16 protein-coding genes are annotated in these 17455 nt (G+C 71.1%); 7 read left to right on the top strand and 9 right to left on the bottom strand.

Features of this window, described 5'->3' with window-relative positions; genetic code table 11:
* From STRIP9103_RS06185 to STRIP9103_RS06205, 5 genes are all read right to left on the bottom strand, one after another.
* On the bottom strand, nucleotides 1–747 hold a 747-nt coding region (locus tag STRIP9103_RS06185; protein ID WP_009301088.1), incomplete at its 3' end, for an NAD(P)/FAD-dependent oxidoreductase.
* Nucleotides 744–938 carry a ferredoxin gene (locus STRIP9103_RS06190; protein WP_009301079.1) on the bottom strand — a complete coding sequence of 65 codons (195 nt, stop codon included), beginning with the start codon at nucleotides 936–938 and terminating at the stop codon, nucleotides 744–746. The genes STRIP9103_RS06185 and STRIP9103_RS06190, both read right to left, overlap by 4 nt.
* Before the next feature lie 54 nt (nucleotides 939–992).
* A complete protein-coding gene (locus STRIP9103_RS06195) occupies nucleotides 993–2228 on the bottom strand; it encodes a cytochrome P450 (protein WP_009301099.1) in 1236 nt (411 codons plus the stop codon).
* 364 nt (nucleotides 2229–2592) lie between these two features.
* Nucleotides 2593–3306 carry a response regulator transcription factor gene (locus STRIP9103_RS06200; protein ID WP_048819794.1) on the bottom strand — a complete coding sequence of 238 codons (714 nt, stop codon included), beginning with the start codon at nucleotides 3304–3306 and terminating at the stop codon, nucleotides 2593–2595.
* A gap of 266 nt (nucleotides 3307–3572) precedes the next feature.
* Entirely contained in the window at nucleotides 3573–4094 is a 522-nt protein-coding gene (locus tag STRIP9103_RS06205) for a MarR family winged helix-turn-helix transcriptional regulator (RefSeq protein WP_048819798.1), read from the bottom strand.
* A gap of 294 nt (nucleotides 4095–4388) precedes the next feature.
* On the opposite strand from STRIP9103_RS06205, the gene STRIP9103_RS06210 reads away from it, so the two are divergent.
* The gene (locus STRIP9103_RS06210) at nucleotides 4389–5156 is read left to right on the top strand and encodes an SDR family NAD(P)-dependent oxidoreductase (RefSeq protein WP_048819795.1); all 768 of its coding nucleotides are present in this window, start codon (nucleotides 4389–4391) and stop codon (nucleotides 5154–5156) included.
* A gap of 133 nt (nucleotides 5157–5289) precedes the next feature.
* Nucleotides 5290–6333 carry a zinc-dependent alcohol dehydrogenase gene (locus STRIP9103_RS06215; RefSeq protein WP_009301091.1) on the top strand — a complete coding sequence of 348 codons (1044 nt, stop codon included), beginning with the start codon at nucleotides 5290–5292 and terminating at the stop codon, nucleotides 6331–6333.
* A gap of 101 nt (nucleotides 6334–6434) precedes the next feature.
* Here STRIP9103_RS06215 and STRIP9103_RS06220 read toward each other — a convergent pair whose 3' ends face one another.
* The 4 genes from STRIP9103_RS06220 to STRIP9103_RS06235 form a co-directional block, all read right to left on the bottom strand.
* On the bottom strand, nucleotides 6435–7079 hold the full coding sequence (locus STRIP9103_RS06220; protein WP_009301100.1) for a response regulator: 645 nt from the start codon (nucleotides 7077–7079) through the stop codon (nucleotides 6435–6437).
* A 124-nt stretch (nucleotides 7080–7203) separates the two neighbouring features.
* A complete protein-coding gene (locus STRIP9103_RS06225; protein ID WP_009301069.1) occupies nucleotides 7204–8394 on the bottom strand; it encodes a sensor histidine kinase in 1191 nt (396 codons plus the stop codon).
* 595 nt (nucleotides 8395–8989) lie between these two features.
* Complete coding sequence (locus STRIP9103_RS06230; RefSeq protein WP_009301084.1) at nucleotides 8990–10435, bottom strand: sensor histidine kinase; 1446 nt, start codon at nucleotides 10433–10435, stop codon at nucleotides 8990–8992.
* Nucleotides 10432–11121 (bottom strand): response regulator transcription factor, encoded by a 690-nt coding sequence (locus tag STRIP9103_RS06235; protein WP_078613817.1) that lies wholly within the window; start codon nucleotides 11119–11121, stop codon nucleotides 10432–10434. Before STRIP9103_RS06235 ends, STRIP9103_RS06230 begins: the two co-directional genes overlap by 4 nt.
* A 211-nt stretch (nucleotides 11122–11332) precedes the next feature.
* Between STRIP9103_RS06235 and STRIP9103_RS06240 the strand changes: the two genes are divergently transcribed.
* The 5 genes from STRIP9103_RS06240 to STRIP9103_RS06260 all read left to right on the top strand — a co-directional run bounded on the left by STRIP9103_RS06240 (nucleotide 11333) and on the right by STRIP9103_RS06260 (nucleotide 17212).
* Nucleotides 11333–12619 (top strand): ferredoxin reductase family protein, encoded by a 1287-nt coding sequence (locus STRIP9103_RS06240; RefSeq protein ID WP_009301086.1) that lies wholly within the window; start codon nucleotides 11333–11335, stop codon nucleotides 12617–12619.
* Between the two features lie 10 nt (nucleotides 12620–12629).
* The gene (locus STRIP9103_RS06245) at nucleotides 12630–13346 is read left to right on the top strand and encodes an FMN-binding protein (RefSeq protein ID WP_009301097.1); all 717 of its coding nucleotides are present in this window, start codon (nucleotides 12630–12632) and stop codon (nucleotides 13344–13346) included.
* Between the two features lie 4 nt (nucleotides 13347–13350).
* A complete protein-coding gene (locus tag STRIP9103_RS06250; RefSeq protein ID WP_009301074.1) occupies nucleotides 13351–14082 on the top strand; it encodes an FAD:protein FMN transferase in 732 nt (243 codons plus the stop codon).
* A 284-nt stretch (nucleotides 14083–14366) separates the two neighbouring features.
* On the top strand, nucleotides 14367–16088 hold the full coding sequence (locus STRIP9103_RS06255) for a SulP family inorganic anion transporter (RefSeq protein ID WP_009301095.1): 1722 nt from the start codon (nucleotides 14367–14369) through the stop codon (nucleotides 16086–16088).
* Between the two features lie 140 nt (nucleotides 16089–16228).
* Nucleotides 16229–17212 carry a GNAT family N-acetyltransferase gene (locus tag STRIP9103_RS06260; RefSeq protein ID WP_009301078.1) on the top strand — a complete coding sequence of 328 codons (984 nt, stop codon included), beginning with the start codon at nucleotides 16229–16231 and terminating at the stop codon, nucleotides 17210–17212.
* The last annotated feature ends 243 nt before the right edge of the window (nucleotides 17213–17455 follow it).

The following is a 17455-nucleotide window of genomic DNA, read 5'->3' on the forward strand; positions in this document are numbered from 1 at the left end:
CACCACGCCGTCGCCGATGCCGAGCCCGCTGTCCGTCAGCCACTCGGTGTTGGGCAGCGAACCGACGGCGACCAGCACCTCGTCGGCCTCGACGACCTCGCCGCCGGCGAGCCGCACCCCGTCCTCGGTCACCTCGGTGACGGTGACTCCGGTGCGCAGGTCCACCCCGTGGTCGAGGTGGGCCCGGGAGAGCACCGCGCCGACCTCCTCGCCGACCGCGTGGGCGAGCGGCACCGACGCCGGTTCGAGCAGGGTCACCTCCGCCCCGAGACGCCACGCCACGGCCGCGGCCTCCGCGCCGAGGAACCCGGCGCCGACCACGACCAGCCGCCGCCCCGGCGTCAGCCGGTCCCGCAGCGCCAGCGCGTCGTCCAGGGTACGCAGCACATGCGCTCCCTCACCGGGCAGCCTGCGCGGCCGTACGCCGGTGGCGATGACGAGTCCGTCGTACGGCACCGTCGAGCCGTCGGCCAGCCGTACCTCGCGGGCCGTGAGGTCGAGGCCGGTCGCGGCGGTGCCGAGGCACAGGTCGAGGTCGAGTCCGTCGAGGTCGGACGGGGGGCGCAGGGCGAGCCGGTCGGCCTCCCACTCCGCCGCGAGCAGCTGCTTGGACAGCGGGGGCCGGTCGTACGGCGCGTGCGGTTCGTCGCCGACGAGGGTGAGGGTGCCGGTGTAGCCCTCGCGGCGCAGCGTCTCGGCCGCCGCGAGACCGGCGGCCGAGGCACCGACGACCAGGATCCGGTTCACTCGCCGACCAGCCGGATCGCCGCGGCCGGGCAGACGGCCACGGCGTCACGCACACTGTCGAGGAGTTCGGCGCCGGGCCGCTCCTCCAGCAGGATCGCGATGCCGTCGTCGTCCTGGTCGAACACGTCCATGGCCGCGACCACACACTGGCCCGAGGCGACGCACTTGTCGGCTTCCAGTTCCACCTTCATGGGGTTCCCCTTCTTCACACGTCGGTTGTCGTTCGATTGCGGGACGGTCGACCGTCACCAGGTCACGGGCAGCTCGTGCACGCCGTACACGAACGCGTCCTCCTTGAAGCGGACGTCCTCCGGCGAGCAGGCCAGTTTCAGGCCGGGGACGCGCTTGTAGAGGGTGCCGTAGACGACCTGGAGCTCCATGCGTGCGAGCGGCTGGCCGAGGCACTGGTGGATGCCGAAGCCGAAGGCGACATGACGGCGGGCGTCGCGGGTCAGGTCGAGCCGGTCGGGGTCGGGGAACACCTCGGGGTCGCGGTTGGCGATCTCGTTGACCATGACGACGCCCTCGCCGGCCTTGATGACCTGACCGGCGATCTCGATGTCCTCGGTCGCCGCCCGGCGCCGTCCGAGGTGGGTGATGTGCAGATAGCGCAGGAGTTCCTCGACGGCCGAGCTGACGAGTTTCGGGTCGTCGGTGTCGCGCAGCAGGGCGAGCTGGTCGGGGTTCCGCAGGAGGGCGAGGGTGCCGAGCGCGATCATGTTCGCGGTGGTCTCGTGACCGGCGATGAGCAGCAGCAGCGCCATCTCCGTGGCCTGCCGGTGGTCGATCTCACCGGCGGTGACACGGCCGGCGATGCTCGACAGCAGATCGTCCTTCGGTTCGGCGATCCGCTTTCCGATGAGGCCGCCCAGATACCCGGCGATGGCCCGCGTCGCGTCGCCCCGCTGCTTCGGGGTGGATTCCCGGTGGATGACGGTCTTGGTGTTGGCCTGGAAGAAGTCGTGGTCGTCGTAGGGCACACCGAGCAGTTCGCAGATCACGAGCGAGGGCAGCGGCAGGGCGAACGCCTCGACCAGGTCCACGGGGCGCGGGCCGGCCAGCAGGTCGTCGATGAGATCGTCCACGATGCGCTGCACGGTGGGCCGCAGGGCCTCCACCTTCTTGATGGCGAACGGAGCCGTCACCATCCGGCGCAGCCGGGCGTGTTCGGGGTCGTCCATCATGATGAAGCTGAGCTTGCCCCCACCGCCGTCCTCGGCCCTGTCCTTGCTGGGGTATCCCGGACTGTCGGTGTCCGCGCTGATCCCCGGGTGGCCCAGCAGTTCACGCTGCTCGGCATAGCGGGTCACGAGCCATGCCTCGCCACCGCCTTCGATCCGCACCTTGGTGAGCGGGGCTTGCTCCTGGAGCTTCTTGAGCCCGGGCGGGGGGTCGAACGGACAGCGGGCGTCCCGGGGCATCGGGAACTCCGGTACGGCGTCCGTCGCTTCGGGCGTGATGCCCGTGAGGGTGTCGGCCATGGTTCTCCTCGGTGGTGGGGGGGTTCCGGTCGAACCGGAGAGCCGGGGGTGACTGTCGAAGCCTCGATGAGCACATGCAAACAGGGCGCCCTGACGGCTCCCGGTCAGTTGACTGACAGAAACCTGACATGACCCGGATCACACACGAGAGGGGCCGCCATACACCGAAGAGAACAAGCCATCTCCCAACACAGAGGAGGCGTAGGGAAGTTGGCGTGAACAGAAGGCCCGGAGGCGAGGGCGTCCAGGACGGCGAAAGGGCGGCACCGGAACGCCCAGCGCCGCCCTCCGGCCGATACCCAGGACCGGCGACCTCTCCACCATGTCATGGACACATTTGCTTCCCGATATGTCCACGAAGGGTTCAGTCACCCGCCCCGCCGAGCCAGTAGCCGAAACCCCGGCGGGTGTGGATCAGCGGCGGTCCCTCCTGGTCCACCTTGCGGCGCAGCCGCGACACCAGTTGTTCGATCGCGTTGTCACCATGGAAGTCGCCCCACACGAAGCGCCCGATCTGCTCCTTCGACAACACCGTGTGGGCGTTGACGAGGAGATAGCGCAGCAGCCGGTACTCCGCGGGGGTGAGGTTCAACGCCCGCCCCCCGCGCAGCGCCTGACAGGCGGAGTCATCCAGGGTCAGGTCGCTGTAGGTCAGTTCCCTGTCCCGCCGGACGGGCTTCCTGCCGCGCAGCAACACCTGGGCCCTGGCCAGGACTTCGGCGATACGGAAGGGCTTGGTGACGTAGTCCGACTCCCCCAGGCCGAGTGCGGGCAGCAGTCTGCCGAGCGAGTCGCACACCGCCAGATAGAGAGCCGGCGGGCGATGTGCGAGGACAGGGCGCTCCCGTTCGATCCGTTCCAGGTCCGGCACCGCCAGATCCAGCACCACCAGGTCGAACCGCTGCTCGACCAGCCGCACCACGGCCTCCCTGCCGCTCTCCACCAGGTCGATCCGGTATCCGGCCAACTCCAGCGTGATGGAGAGCAGTTCGGAGACCTGCGGATCGCCCACGATGACCAGGACATGCTGCCCGGCACCACGGGGAAGCGGCGGTTTCTCGCCGACACTGCCATTCATGGTTAAGACCATTCGCGTAGATCTCATTCTTCTTCGGGGCAGCCGGGATGCGGGCCTGACCAACAGGGTGCCGGACAGGGATACGGAGGCGGGTACGGACGGGGGACGGAGGCGGAAACAGACAGGAGTACGGCGAACGGAGACGGAGGCGGAAACAGACGGGGGCGCCGACGCGGGCCGCGCACGGCTCGGCCGTCGGAAACGGGAGGGAACCCGGGGCGGCCGGACCCGCGCCCGCCCCGCCACCCGTACGGCACGGCCACCGTTCAGCGGGTGGTGGCGGGTGGACCGGCATCGGGGCCCTGACCCTCGTCGACCGCGTAGGAGAGGAACACCTCCACCATCCGCTGGAAGAGGGCGGCGAGTTGGCGGATCTGCGCGGGCGACCAGTCGGCGAGGGCCATGCCCATACCGGCCGCGCCGGCCTGCCGGATACGGTCCACGGCCTGCTGCCCGAGGGGCGTGAGCCGGATGCGCCGGGCGCGGCGGTCGCCGGGGTCGGCGACACGCGTGACGTAGCCGGCCCTCTCCAACCGCTGGACCTGACGGGTGACATGGGAGGCCTCGACGTCGAGCCGCCCGGCCAACTCCCCCGGGCGCAGCGGTTCCGATTCGGCGACCTGCCGCATCAGCGCCACGGCGGCACGGTCCAGCGGCACTCCCGCCAGGGCCATCAGACGCTCGTGCTGTCGGGCTCTGGTGCTCAGATACGTGATCTGCGTCAGGGCCCGTTCGATCTCGATCACTTCCGGGGAGGCGGGAGCAGCCGCCGGCGGCGATGGGGTCATGTACACCACCCTACCCTTCTGATTGCCTAACTCAAGCAAATCCATCAGCGCCCAGCGGCCCAGCGCTCACGCCGATCACTTGACTCACTCAAACAACATGTGCTTGCCTAAGTCAAGCAAAGAGCTGTCGCACCGGATCCGGGACCCCCGCCCGCTCGACCGGCCGAGTCATCCCTCCCACGGCCGAGCGAAGGACGGCGCACGCCCATGAGCCATCGGACGACCGATCCCCGGGACGGCACAGGCGGAGATCCCCGCCCCACCGGCCGTCCCCCTGAGAAAGAGGAACAGTTCATGAGCAGCATCGGCCTGGACGGCCGCAGTGTCGTCGTCACGGGTGCCGGTTCCGGCATCGGCCGGGCCGCGGCCCTGAAGTTCGCCGCGGCAGGCGCGAAGGTCGTGGTAGCGGATCTGAACCAGGAGGCCGCCGAGGGGACCGTCGAGGAGATCGAGCAGGCCGGCGGCACGGCTCTCGCCGTGGTCGGCGACCTCAGCGACCAGGCGGTCGTGGACCAGGTCGTCGAGCGGGCCGTCGAGGCCTTCGGCGGTCTGGACGTCCTGGTGAACAACGCCGGGATCATGGACCGGATGTCGGCCCTCGCGGACGTCGACGACGCCGAGTGGGAGCGGGTCATCCGCGTCAACCTGACCGCGCCGTTCCTGCTGACCCGGGCCGCCCTGCCGCACATGCTGGCGGCGGAGCGCGGCGCGATCGTCTTCACCGCCTCCGAGGCCGGTCTGCGCGGCAGCGCGGCCGGTGCCGCCTACACCGCCTCGAAGCACGGTGTCGTGGGCCTGGTGAAGAGCCTGTCGGTCATGTACCGCAAGCAGGGCATCCGGGCCAACGCCGTCGCCCCCGGCCCGACGATGACCAACATCCAGGTCGACGCCGATCAGACGGCCCACGGCCCGTCGGTCATCGGCGGCCTGATAGGCGCCAACATCGGCCGGCTCGGTACCGCCGAGGAGCAGGCCGACGCGATCGTCTTCCTGGCCTCCGACGCCGCCGCGTTCGTCAACGGTGTGGTCCTGCCGGTCGACGACGCGTGGGCCGCCGTCTGACGGCACCCGATCCACGCCTCCTCCCCCTGCCGAGTACGCGGAGTGCCCCGCGTGTCCGGGCGCGCGTACGCCGCCCCGCCCGCCACCCTTCGCGACTCCGCGTACCCGGCCCCTCCAGAAAGTGAGTCTCCCCATGGCGACGATGAAGTCCGTCCGGACCGCCGGTGTCGGCAAGGTCGAGGTGGTGGACGTCGAGCGTCCCGTACCCGGTCCCAAGGACGCGCTCGTCCGCATACGCGCCTGTGGCATCTGCGGCACCGACGTCACCTTCCTGCACATGGGCGGTATGCCCGCCCGCGCCCACCTGGGCGGCGAGATGGTGCCCGTGCCGCTCGGCCACGAGCCGGCCGGTGAGGTCGTCGAGGTCGGTGCCGAGGTCACCGGTCTGCAGGTCGGCGACCGGGTGGTGGTCAACCCGCAGGACGCGCCGACCGGCATCATCGGCTGCGGCGGCAAGTACGGCGCCGTCAGCGAGTACCTGCTCATCGAGAACGCCGAGGTCGGCAGGAGCGTGGCCGTCTTCCCCGACACCGTGCCCTTCGACGTCGCCTCCCTCAACGAGCCGATGGCCGTCGCCCGGCACTGCGTCAACCGATCCGAGGCGAAGCCGAGCGACAAGGTCGTCGTGTTCGGCGCCGGGCCCATCGGTCTCGGCGCGGCCATCTGGCTGAAGCTGCGCGGCGTGGAGCATGTGGTCGTCGTCGACGTCATCCCCTCCCGGCTGGAGAAGGCACTGGCCGTGGGTGCGGACGCCGTCATCGACTCCGCCGAGGAGGACGTCACCGCGCGCCTGACCGAGCTGCACGGCCAGTCCGCCAACGCGCTCGGCCAGCCCCGGCCCGGCACCGACGTCTTCATCGACGCGGCCGGTGTCGCCGCCGTCTTCAACACCGTCGTGGGCGCGGCGAAGTGGGGCGCGAAGCTGGTCATGGTCGCCGTGCAGAAGAAGGGCTCGGAGATCGACCTCGGCGGCATGCTGCGCAGCGAGCTGACCCTCATCGCCTCGCAGGGCTACCCCACCGAGATCTTCGAGGTCACCCCGGAGCTCGTCGAGCACCACGAGCGCTTCGCCAAGCTCATCAGCCACCGGGTCCCCGTCGCCGAGGTCGAGCACGCCTTCGAGCTGGCGCTGACGCCGGGGGCGGCGGAGAAGGTGGTGGTGACGTTCGACGAGTAGGGCCGCAGCACCCCGGCCGACGGCCTGCCGCCCACGGACACCGGTGGCGGGCCGTCGGCCATGCGTGGTTCCGGCCGGCAGCCGCGACGCCCGGGCCCGCGCTACTTGTTGTTCAGGTACGCCAGTACGGCCAGCACCCTGCGGTGGCCGCTGTCGCTGGTCGGCAGGCCGAGTTTCAGGAAGACATTGCCGATGTGCTTGCTGACCGCGCGCTCGGTGACGACCAGCGTCCTGGCGATCGTGGCGTTGTCGTGGCCCTCGGCCATCAGCTTCAGGACCTCGCGCTCGCGCGGGGTGAGCGAGTCGAGCGGTGAGTCCTTGCGGCGGGTCAGCAGTTCGGTCACCACCTCCGGGTCGAGGGCGGTCCCGCCGGCCGCGACCCGGTCGAGCGCGTCCAGGAACTCGTCCACCCGGCCGACCCGGTCCTTGAGCAGATAGCCGACCCCGCTCGCCCCACCGCCGAGCAGTTCGGCGGCGTACGACTCCTCCACGTACTGCGAGAGGACCAGCACCGGCAGGCCGGGGATGTGCTTGCGTGCCTCCAGGGCGGCGCGCAGGCCCTCGTCGCGGAAGCCGGGCGGCATCCGTACGTCCAGGACGGCGACGTCCGGGCGGTGTTCGAGCAGCGCGGGGACGACTTCCGGGCCACTGCCGGCGACGGCTGCCACCTCGTGCCCGGCCGAGGTCAGCAGGAGCACCAGGCCCTCCCGCAGCAGGGCGTTGTCCTCGGCGATCACCACACGCACGGCAGTCCCACCTCTGTCCCCTCGCCGCAGAGCCGCGTCAGGTCACGCCGTGTCATGCCATGTCGCGCCATGTCGCGGCACCGTGTCCGCGATGCTCCCGGTTCGGCCATCGATTCCGTTTCCGTCACCATACGCAGGGCAGCTGGACGTCGATCACGGTGGGGCCCCCGGCCGGGCTGGTCACGGCGAAGGTCCCGTCGAGCGCGGCGACCCGGCGACGCATACCGAGGAGCCCGGAGCCACCCGTCGAGGTGGGCGCGGTGCCGGGTACGGGGGACCCGTGTTGCGCACCGCCCCGGCCGTCGTCGCGCACCACGACCCGCACTCCTCTCGGGACGCGCGTGAGGTGCACCTCTGCGTGGTCGCAGCCGCTGTGCCTGGCGGCGTTGGTGAGGGCCTCGGCGACGACGAAGTACGCCGCCGCCTCGACCGCGGCGGGCGGGCGCGGGCCGTCGATGTCCTCCAACCCGTCCACGGACACGGTCGTGTCGAGCCCGCTGCCGGCGGTGAGCGCCCGTACGGCACCGGCGAGGCCCCGGTCGGTGAGGATCGGCGGATGGATGCCGCGTACGACGTGCCGCAGCTCCGTCAGAGCCGCCTCGGCCTGCTCCTGGGCGTCGATCAGCAGCTTGCGGGCGGCCTCGGGGTCGCGGTCGTACGCGCGTTGGGCGAGCCCGATCCGCATCGACAGGGAGACCAGGCGGGCCTGGGCGCCGTCGTGCAGGTCACGCTCGATGCGGCGGAGCTCGGCGCCATGGGCTGCGATCGCGTCGGCCCGGGTCGCGGTCAGCTCCTGCACCCGCTCGGCGAGGCGGGCCTTGGGCGAGGGCTTGAGCAGGGCCTCGGACCAGTGGGCCTCCAGGTCGGCGAGGCGGTTGATCAGCGGCAGGACGACCGCGTCACGGCGCAGCAGCCCGCACCACACCCCGTCCACGACCAGGCCGAGCGGCCACAGGGGCACCATCAGGCAGGGGAGCCAGCCGTAGACGTAGTACGCGAGCATCCAGCGGGCGTCGGTGTGGGTGCCGGGGTCGCGGACGGCGATGCGCAGGCGTTCGCGGACGGTGCCCTCGATCGGCTCGTAGGCCTCGGGGATCTCCCGGCCGGTCCAGGCGGCCACCTGGTGGCGTTTCGCGCCGGCGATCCGGCGGATCAGCATCACGGTCTCGGGCAGCATCCAGGCGCCCACGACGGCCGCCGTGGCGATCGCGGTGATCAGCAGCACCGTGATGAAGAGGTACATGCCGAAGGCCATCGCGGCGGCGATGATCAGCTGCAGCGTCGCCCGAGCGGCCTGCCGCACCGTCTTGCCCATGCCGCTCAGGTTAGGCGCCTGGCGAGACGGGCGCGGCGCAGGGTCCCCCGGTGCCGATGCGGGCCCGCGGTGCCGATGCGGGCCCGCTCCACGACCGACCGGCGGCCCTGCGACCGGCGGCCACCCTCCGACCGACCGCCACCTCCCCGACCGGCGGGCCGGGTCCGGCTGACGGCCACCTCTCCGGCTGACCGCCGCCTCTCCGACTGCCGACCGGCACTCCGACCGACAGCCACCTCCCCGACTGCCGACCACCTCCCCGACCGGCGGGCCCGGTCCGGCTGACGGCCACTTCCCCGACCGGCAGCCACCTACCCGACTGCCGACCGCCACTCCGACCGGCAGGCCCGGTCCGACTGCCGACCACCTCCCCGACCGGCAGGCCCGGTTCGGCTGACGGCCACCTCCCCGACCGACAGCCACCTACCCGACTGCCCATCCCCCACCGACTGACGACCGTCTTCGCCCGGCGATCCCCTTCCACCTGTCGGCCTCTCGCCCGACGGCTACCCCCCGCCCGACGACTGGCCTCCGCCCGACGGCTACCCCCCGACGACTGCCATCCGCCCGGCGGCTGTCCTTCGCCCGGCAGCCCCTACCCCCGGTCTCCGCCCAGTGGCAGTCGGACGGTGAACGTCGTCTGGCCCGGGGTGCTGGTGAGGTCGATGGTGCCGCCGTGGGCGCGGATCAGGGAGCGGGCTACGGCGAGGCCCAGGCCGCTGCCGCCGCGGTCGCGGCTGCGGGCCTTGTCGACGCGGTAGAAGCGGTCGAAGACACGGGCCTGGTCGTCCGCCGGGATGCCCGGCCCGGAGTCGGTGATCCGTACCTCGGTCATGCCGGACTCGACGCACACCTCCAGGGACACCTTGGTGCCGGGCGGGGTGTGCACGGCGGCGTTGGTGAGGAGGTTGTCGAGGACCTGGCGTATCCGGAGCGGGTCGAGGCGCAGTCGTACCGGGCCGGAGCCGGTCGACACGGTGAGCGGATGGTCGGGACGGCCCGCGCGGAAGGCGTCCGCGGCCTGGCGCGCCAACTCGACCAGGTCGGCCTCCTCGAGCCGCAGCGGTGTCTCCACATCGGCGGCGTCGAGGCGGGCGAGCATCAGCAGGTCGTCCAGCAGGACACCCATGCGGGCGGCCTCGGCGCGGAGCCGGGCCAGGTGCTTGTCGCGTTCCTCGGGGCTGTGGGCGGCGGCGTACTGGAAGAGGTCGGCGTAGCCGCGTACGGACATCAGGGGGGTGCGCAGTTCGTGCGAGGCGTCGGCGACGAAACGGCGCAGCCGCTGCTCGGCCTCCGTACGGACGGCGAAGGCGTCGTCGATGTGCTCCAGCATGGTGTTGAAGGCGGTGCGCAGTTCCTGGACCTCGGGGCCACCGTCGCGGCCGTCGTGCCGGACCGGCAGCCGCGCGGAGTCCGTGAGGTCGTGCGAGGTGATGCCGCGGGCGGTGTGCGCCATGTCGCTCAGCGGTTTCAGTCCACGGCGCAGCATGGCCCGGCCGAAGACGACGAGGGCGGCGAGGGCGAGGACGAAGGTGATGACCTGGACCGTGACGAGCTGCCCCACGGTGTCCTCGATGTCGTCCATGGGCGCGGCGCTGACCAGGATGACTCCCGGCTCGACCTCGCAGGCCCGCAGCCGGTACTGGCCGGCGTCCTTCAGGTACTCGGTGCGGGTGACTTCCGTGTCCGAGGTGGTCTGTGCCTTGGCGACGAGGGTGAAGTCGTCGATGTCCTCGGGCAGGTCGGTGGCGTCCTCGGGCTTGCGCAGCTCAGGGGTGCCGTCCTTGACGTCGTACACGGCGTAGTACCAGCGGTAGTACTTCTTCCCCGCGAGCGTGCCGTAGTCGACGATGCTCTTGGACTGGGCCACTTGGGCGATCCTGAGCTGTTCGTTCAACTGCTTCGACAAGTAGTCGCGCATGTACATCGTCAGCGCGCTGCCGACCACGGCGAACACCACGAGCGCCAGGGCGCCCAGGCCGAGTGCCAGCCGGGTGCCCAGGCGCATGCGGCGGTAGGTGTCCTTGAGGCGGGTGATCACTCGGTGGCCTGCCGCAGCACGTATCCGAAGCCCCGTACGGTGTGGATGAGCGGTTCGCCGCTGTCGTCGAGCTTGCGGCGCAGTCGGCTGATGACCAGTTCGACGACGTTGGAGCGACCGCCGAAGCCGTACTCCCAGACGTGGTCGAGTATCTGGGCCTTGGTGAGGACGGTCGGCGACTTGCGCATCAGATAGCGCAGGACCTCGTACTCGGTGGGGGTGAGGGTGAGCAGTTTCTCGCCGCGGCGGACCTCACGGGTGTCCTCGTCCATCGTGAGGTCGGCGACCTGGAGCACGGAGCGCTGGAAGGCGGGTCCGGCGCTGCGGCGCAGCACGGTGCGCAGCCGGGCCATCAACTCCTCCACGGCGAACGGTTTGACCAGGTAGTCGTCGCCACCCCGGGTGAGGCCGGCGACGCGGTCGGCGACGCCGTCGCGGGCGGTGAGGAAGACCACGGGCACCATCGTGCCGGACTGGCGCAGCCGGTCGAGCACGCCGAAGCCGTCCAGGCCGGGCAGCATCAGGTCGAGGACCACGATGTCGGGATGGAAATCGGCCGCCTGTCGCAGCGCCTCCTCGCCGGAGTACGCCGTGACGGCGTCCCAGCCCTCGTAGCGGGCGACGGTCGCCACCAGGTCCGCGATCGGCGGATCGTCGTCCACCACGAGAAGTCGCACTTTTTCCACGTGCTCATACTGCGTCACCGATCGCCTTGCGCCATAGTCTGTTCAAAGCTCGCCAGGAGATCGATAAAAACTTGAAAGTTGACCGACAGCAAAACGACAGCGGTCGCCGGACAAGCTCGTATCCCCCACTCGATCAAGAGCAGGAGCTGTCCCCGTGACCACTGTCCAACAACCCCCCGCGGCGGTAAGCCGCTCGGGAGCGCGCCCCAGAGTGGTCGCCCGCACCGGTCTGTACGCCGTGCTGGCGGCGAACGTGGTCGTGGTGACCGTCTTCTTCGTCCAGGCGGGCTTCGCCTCCAACGCCCTGATCGTGCTGGGCCGCCTCACCGGCCTGTACGGCGCGCTGCTGATGGCCTTCCAGCTGGTGCTGGTGGCCCGGCTGCCGTGGTTCGACCGGCGCATCGGCATGGACCGGCTGACCTCCTGGCACCGCTGGACCGGCTTCTCGGTGCTGTGGCTGCTGGTGGCGCACGCGGTGTTCATCACCTTCGGCTACGCCCAGTCCTCCGACATGGACCCGGTGAACCAGCTCATCGACCTCGCCGAGACCGTCGAGGGTGTGCTGCGCGCGATCGTCGCGCTGGGCATCATCATCGTGATCGGCGTGGTCTCGGCCCGCTTCGCCCGGCGCCGGCTCGCCTACGAGACCTGGCACTTCATCCACCTGTACACCTATGTCGCGGTGGTGCTGGCGTTCACGCACCAGGTCACGGCGGGTACGTCGTTCGCGTCGTCGAAGACCGCGACGGCGTACTGGTACGCGCTGTGGGGCGTGGCCCTGGCCTCGGTGTTCGTGGGCCGGCTCGTGCTGCCGCTGTGGCGTAACTGGCGCCACCAGCTGCGCGTCACCGCCGTCGTCCCCGAGGCCGACAACGTCGTGTCGATCTATATGACCGGCCGTGACCTGGACCGGATGCCCGCGCGGGCCGGCCAGTTCTTCATGTGGCGGTTCCTGACCCGGGACCGCTGGTGGCAGGCCAACCCGTTCTCGCTGTCGGCGGCGCCCGACGGCAAGCAGCTGCGGCTGACCGCGAAGGCGGCCGGCGCCGGCTCCGCCGCCCTGCGCCATGTGAAGGTCGGTACTCGGGTGTTCGCCGAGGGCCCGTACGGTGCCTTCACCGCGATGCACCGCACCCGGCCGGAGTCCGTGCTCATCGCGGGCGGCGTCGGTGTCACCCCGATCCGGGCCCTGCTGGAGGAGATCGAGGGGCACGCGGTGGTCATCTACCGCGTGGCCACGAAACAGGACGCGGTCCTCTACAACGAGCTCCAGCAGCTCGCCTTCGACAAGGGCGCCGAGCTGCACCTGGTCTCCGGCCCGGTCAGCCCCGATCTGCTGGCGCCGCGCGAGCTGCTGCGGATGGTGCCGGACATCACCGACCGGGACGTGTTCCTGTGCGGGCCGCCGCCGATGATGAAGGCGGTGCTGGGCAATCTGCGCGAGCTGAACGTGCCCAAGCCGCAGATCCACTTCGAACGCTTCAGCCTGGCGGGATGAGGAAGAGACAGTGAAACGAGCCATACCCGCCCTGGTCCTGAGCGCCGCCGCGCTGGTCCCCGTCTGGCGCTACACCCCCTCCACCGAGACCACGACCACCACGACCGCCGAGCCGGCCCCGTCGGCCTCCGCGTCCGCCGCCGCGGGCTCCAACGTGGTCGCGGGCACGACCATCGACACGGAGAAGGGTCCCGTCCAGGTCCAGGCGACCTTCCAGGGCGAGAAGATCACCGCCGTCAAGATGCTCCAGCAGCCCGACCACCCGCAGACCGAGGCCGCCGTGCCGAAGCTGATCGAGGAGACGCTGGAAGCGCAGAGCGCGGACATCGACACGGTGTCCGGCGCGACGATCACCAGCGAGGCCTACAAGGAGTCCCTCCAGGCCACCATCGACGAGAACGCGAAGTCGGCGTCCTCATCCGACTCCGCGTCGGACTCGTCCGCGTCGGAGGGGTCGCAGGAGAGCGCGAGCCAGGTCGTCGCGGGCTCGACGGTCGGTACCTCCAAGGGTGACGTCCAGGTCCAGGTGACCTTCGAGGGCGACAAGATCACCGCCGTGGAGATGCTGAAGCAGCCCAACCACCCGCAGACCGAGGCCGCCGTGCCGGTCCTGATCAAGGAGACGCTGGCGGCGCAGAGCGCCGACATCGACACCGTCTCCGGCGCCACCATCACCAGCGACGGCTACCGGGAGTCCCTCCAGGCCGCCATCGACGCGAAGGGCTGACGGAGTGCGCCGCGTCGAACACATCATGGGCTTCCCGATCTCGCTGCTGATCGAGGCCTTCGAGAACGGGACCGCCACCGCCGAGACCGCGGAACCGGCCTTCGACTGGCTGCGCGAGGTCGACGCGCGGTTCAGCCCGTTCCGCGCCGACAGCGAGGTGTCCCGGCTGGACCGGGGTGAGCTCGCCCCACACGAGCTCAGCCCGGACCTGACCGAGGTTCTCGATCTGTGCGAGGAGTACCGGGTGGCGACCGGTGGCGCGTTCGACGTACGGCTGCCGGGGCGCGGGCTCGACCCCTGCGCCATGGTGAAGGGCTGGGCCGTGCAGCGGGCCGCGGACCTGCTCACCGAGCGGGGCGCGAAGCGGCTCTGTCTGAACGCCGGTGGTGACGTGGCCGTGACCGGCGGCCCGTGGCGGGTGGGTGTACGCCACCCCGAGCGGGCCGACCGGCTCTGTACGGTCCTGGAGATCACCGACGGCGCGGTCGCCACGTCCGCCCGCTACGAACGCGGCGACCACATCCTCGACGGCCGCACCGGTCGCCCGGCGACGGGGTTGCTCAGCCTGACGGTCGTGGCGCCGTCCCTGACGGAGGCGGACGCCACCGCCACCGCCGCGTTCGCGATGGGCAAGGAGGGCATCGAGTGGGCCGCCGCGCGGGAGAACTGCGAGGTGTTCGCGGTCGACGCCGACCAGCGGGTGTTCCGGACGCCGGGGCTGCCGGTGGCGGCGTGAGAGCGGGCGCCCGATGGCTCGGGGGTACCGGCGGGGTCGGCGTCGGCGCCCGATAGCTCGGGGGTGCGGGCGGTACGGCGACTGCGGCTTGTGCGTGGTTGCTCGCGCCCACGCGGCGGAGCCGCATATCGATAGGGCCCCGCGCCCCTTGAGGGGCGCGACCCAGCTGCCCCAGTCGCCCTACCCGGCTGCGGGCAGTCGTGCACCACCCGGGTGCCCAACCTCGCGGTCCCCCCTCCCCCGTTGGATCCTGAAGCCAAGGACCGAGGGGAGACCGCCCGCCCATGTCCAACGCCCCGGACGCACGCACACCGCGGTGGCACCGCCTCCTGCCCGGCCTGGCCACCCTCCTCCACTACCGACGCGCGTACCTACGAGGCGACCTCACCGCCGGCGCCACCGTCGCCGCCTACCTCGTCCCCCAGGTCATGGCGTACGCGGTCGTCGCCGGACTCCCACCCGTCACGGGCCTGTGGGCCATGCTCCCCGCCCTCGTCCTGTACCCCCTCCTCGGCTCCTCCCGCCTCCTCTCCATCGGCCCGGAATCGACGGCCGCCCTGATGACGGCGGCGGTGATCGGCCCCCTCGCGAGGGGCGACCCCCAGCGGTACGCCACTCTCGCTGCGGTCCTGGCGATCGCGGTGGCCCTGCTCTGTCTGCTGGCCCGGGCCGTACGCCTCGGCTTCGTCGCGGACCTGCTCTCCCGCCCGGTCCTGATCGGCTACCTCGCGGGCCTGGCCCTCATCATGATCATGGATCAGCTGCCCAGGCTCACCGGCGTGAAGACGACGGGCACGGACTTCTTCCCACAGCTGTGGTCCTTCCTCGGGCACCTCTCGGACGCGCACCCGGCGACCGTCGTGCTCTCCGCGGTCACGATCGCCTTCGTCTTCGCGGTGCCCCGCCTCTCCCGTATGCTCCCGAGCCCCCTGCTGGCCGTAGTCCTCGGCACGGTGGCCGTGGTCGCCCTGGACCTGGACGACCGGCACGGCATCGACGTCATCGGCGAGATCCCGTCCGGACTGCCGGGCTTCGCCGTGCCGGACCTGTCCGAGCTGGCCTCGCTGCTGGTGCCCGCCCTGGGCGTCCTCCTCGTCAGCTACACGGACGTCGTCCTCACCGCACGCGCCTTCACCGTCCCCGACGTCAAGGGCCCGGGTTTCGACTCGAACCAGGAGTTCCTGGCCCTGGGCGCCGCCAACCTGGGCGCGGGGGTGCTGCACGGCATGCCGGTCAGCAGCAGCGCCAGCCGTACCGCGCTCGCCGCCACGGCGGGCGCCCGGAGCCAGGCGTACACGCTGGTCTCGGGGGTGGCGGTGCTCGCCGTCCTGCTCTTCCTCGGCTCGCTGCTGACGCGGACGCCGTCGGCCGTGCTGGGCGCGATCGTGGTGTACGCCGCCGTGCACATGGTCGACGTGGCCGGCTTCCGGCGGCTGGCGTCCTTCCGGCGCCGGGAGGCACTCCTCGCGGTCGGCTGTCTGGCCGGGGTGCTGGCCTGGGGCATCCTGTACGGCGTACTGGTGGCCGTCGGTCTGTCCGTGGCCGAGTTGCTGACGCGGGTGGCCCGGCCGCACGACGCCGTACAGGGGCTCGTCCCCGGTGTGGCCGGTATGCACGACATCGACGACTACCCCGAGGCCCGGACGGTCCCCGGCCTGGTGGTCTACCGCTATGACTCCCCGCTCTTCTTCGCCAACGCCGAGGACTTCCGCCGCCGGGCCCTGGCCGCCGTGGACGAGCAGGAGGAACAGGGGGAGCGCGTGCGGTGGTTCCTGCTCAACACCGAGGCCAATGTCGAGGTCGACATCACCGCCCTGGACGCGGTCGACGCGCTCCGCCGCGAACTCGCGCGCCGTGGCGTCGTCTTCGCCCTCGCCCGGGTGAAGCAGGACCTGCGGGACGAGCTGGAGGCGTACGGCCTGGCCGAGGCGGTCGGCGACGACCGGATCTTCCCGACCCTGCCGACGGCTGTGGCGGCGTACCGCCGGTGGTGCGGCGAGCAGTGACCCGGATGTCCCGCCGCCTCCGCCACCGAGCACTCCGAATGCCCGAGTCTCCCGCCCCGCCCCGAATCGCCCGGCCTCTCTTCGGGAGCACCCCGGAAATCCCGTTGCGGTCGGGCCGTTCGTCACCGGACAGTGACCCCATGACGACGCACACCACTCCCCTGCCGCCCGGTCTGACCGTTCGCCCGGCGACCCTCGACGACGCGACCGAGGTGTGCGCCCTGCTCAACGAGATCGACCTGCTGGAGATCGGCCGCGCGGAGACCGAACTCGCCGACGTCCAGAGAGACCTCAAGCATCCCGAAGCAGACCTGGAGCGCGACTCCTGGCTGCTGTTCGACGGCGACCGGCTGGTGGGATACGGCCTGGTGTGGGACGACTCCCACGGTGAGCGCATCGACATGGACCACTACGTCCTGCCGGACCAGCCGCTGGGCGCCCTGCACCTGTTCGACCTGATGGAGGCCCGGGCGGTCGAGCGGGCCGCGGCCAACGGGGCGGACCGCGCGGTGATACACCTCCACCTCAACATCGCGCCCACGACCGACCTGGACGCCCTGCGCGCCCGGGGCTGGCGCACCGTCCGCCGGTACAACATCCTGGACCGCCCCCTCTCCACCGCCGACCCGCTCCCGACGCCACCGCCCGGGGTCACCCTGCGCCCCTGCGTCGCCGAAGCGGACCGCCGCCAGGCCCACGCCCTGCTCCAGACCACCTTCGCCGACCACTTCGACTTCCAGCCGAGCACGTACGAGCAGTGGCTGGACAACATCGACGCCGTGAACGTCGACTGGTCGCTGATCTGGATCGCGCACGTCGACGGCCTCGGTGACGCGGCGGTCCTGCGCACGCGCAACGACCGCGCCACCATGGGCTGGATCTCCAACCTCGGCGTCCTGCGCGAGGCCCGCGGCCAGGGGCTCGGCAGTCATCTGCTCCGGCACGCCTTCGGGCACTACGCGGCGCTGGGCCGCGACCGTATCGGCCTCGGCGTGGACACCGACAACAGCAGCGGCGCCCTCGCGCTGTACGAGCGACACGGCATGAAGCTCGATTTCGCCGTGGACACCTGGGAGTTGATCCTCCCGGTGAAGGGCACGGAGAAGGGCACGAAGGGCGAGTGACGCCAAGGGCGACCGGCGGCAACCGCCCCTGACGGCAGTCTGCGGCCACCCCCCGAGAGCAATCCGTTCGACCTGTCGGACATTGTTCGATACCTCTTGACGCCTCACCACACGTCGATTGACACTCTCGCAACACGATGTCACAAGGTCGAAACGCGGGGCGCCCAGGGCGAGGGTCCCCCACGGTTCTCGGCCCATCCCCGTTGCCCTTTTCGCCGTTCGTCACCCCTTCATCAGCCGTGC

The organism is Streptomyces ipomoeae 91-03 (assembly GCF_000317595.1).
Taxonomy (GTDB): domain Bacteria; phylum Actinomycetota; class Actinomycetes; order Streptomycetales; family Streptomycetaceae; genus Streptomyces; species Streptomyces ipomoeae.

What these genes read in the sequence shown, in the direction of transcription:
- STRIP9103_RS06190 (WP_009301079.1), bottom strand. Translation starts at nt 938, where the DNA reads ATGAAGGTGGAACTGGAAGCCGACAAGTGCGTCGCCTCGGGCCAGTGT.
- STRIP9103_RS06215 (WP_009301091.1), top strand. Translation starts at nt 5,290, where the DNA reads ATGGCGACGATGAAGTCCGTCCGGACCGCCGGTGTCGGCAAGGTCGAG.
- STRIP9103_RS06210 (WP_048819795.1), top strand. Translation starts at nt 4,389, where the DNA reads ATGAGCAGCATCGGCCTGGACGGCCGCAGTGTCGTCGTCACGGGTGCC.
- STRIP9103_RS06200 (WP_048819794.1), bottom strand. Translation starts at nt 3,306, where the DNA reads ATGAATGGCAGTGTCGGCGAGAAACCGCCGCTTCCCCGTGGTGCCGGG.
- STRIP9103_RS06205 (WP_048819798.1), bottom strand. Translation starts at nt 4,094, where the DNA reads ATGACCCCATCGCCGCCGGCGGCTGCTCCCGCCTCCCCGGAAGTGATC.
- STRIP9103_RS06225 (WP_009301069.1), bottom strand. Translation starts at nt 8,394, where the DNA reads ATGGGCAAGACGGTGCGGCAGGCCGCTCGGGCGACGCTGCAGCTGATC.
- STRIP9103_RS06260 (WP_009301078.1), top strand. Translation starts at nt 16,229, where the DNA reads ATGACGACGCACACCACTCCCCTGCCGCCCGGTCTGACCGTTCGCCCG.
- STRIP9103_RS06255 (WP_009301095.1), top strand. Translation starts at nt 14,367, where the DNA reads ATGTCCAACGCCCCGGACGCACGCACACCGCGGTGGCACCGCCTCCTG.
- STRIP9103_RS06195 (WP_009301099.1), bottom strand. Translation starts at nt 2,228, where the DNA reads ATGGCCGACACCCTCACGGGCATCACGCCCGAAGCGACGGACGCCGTA.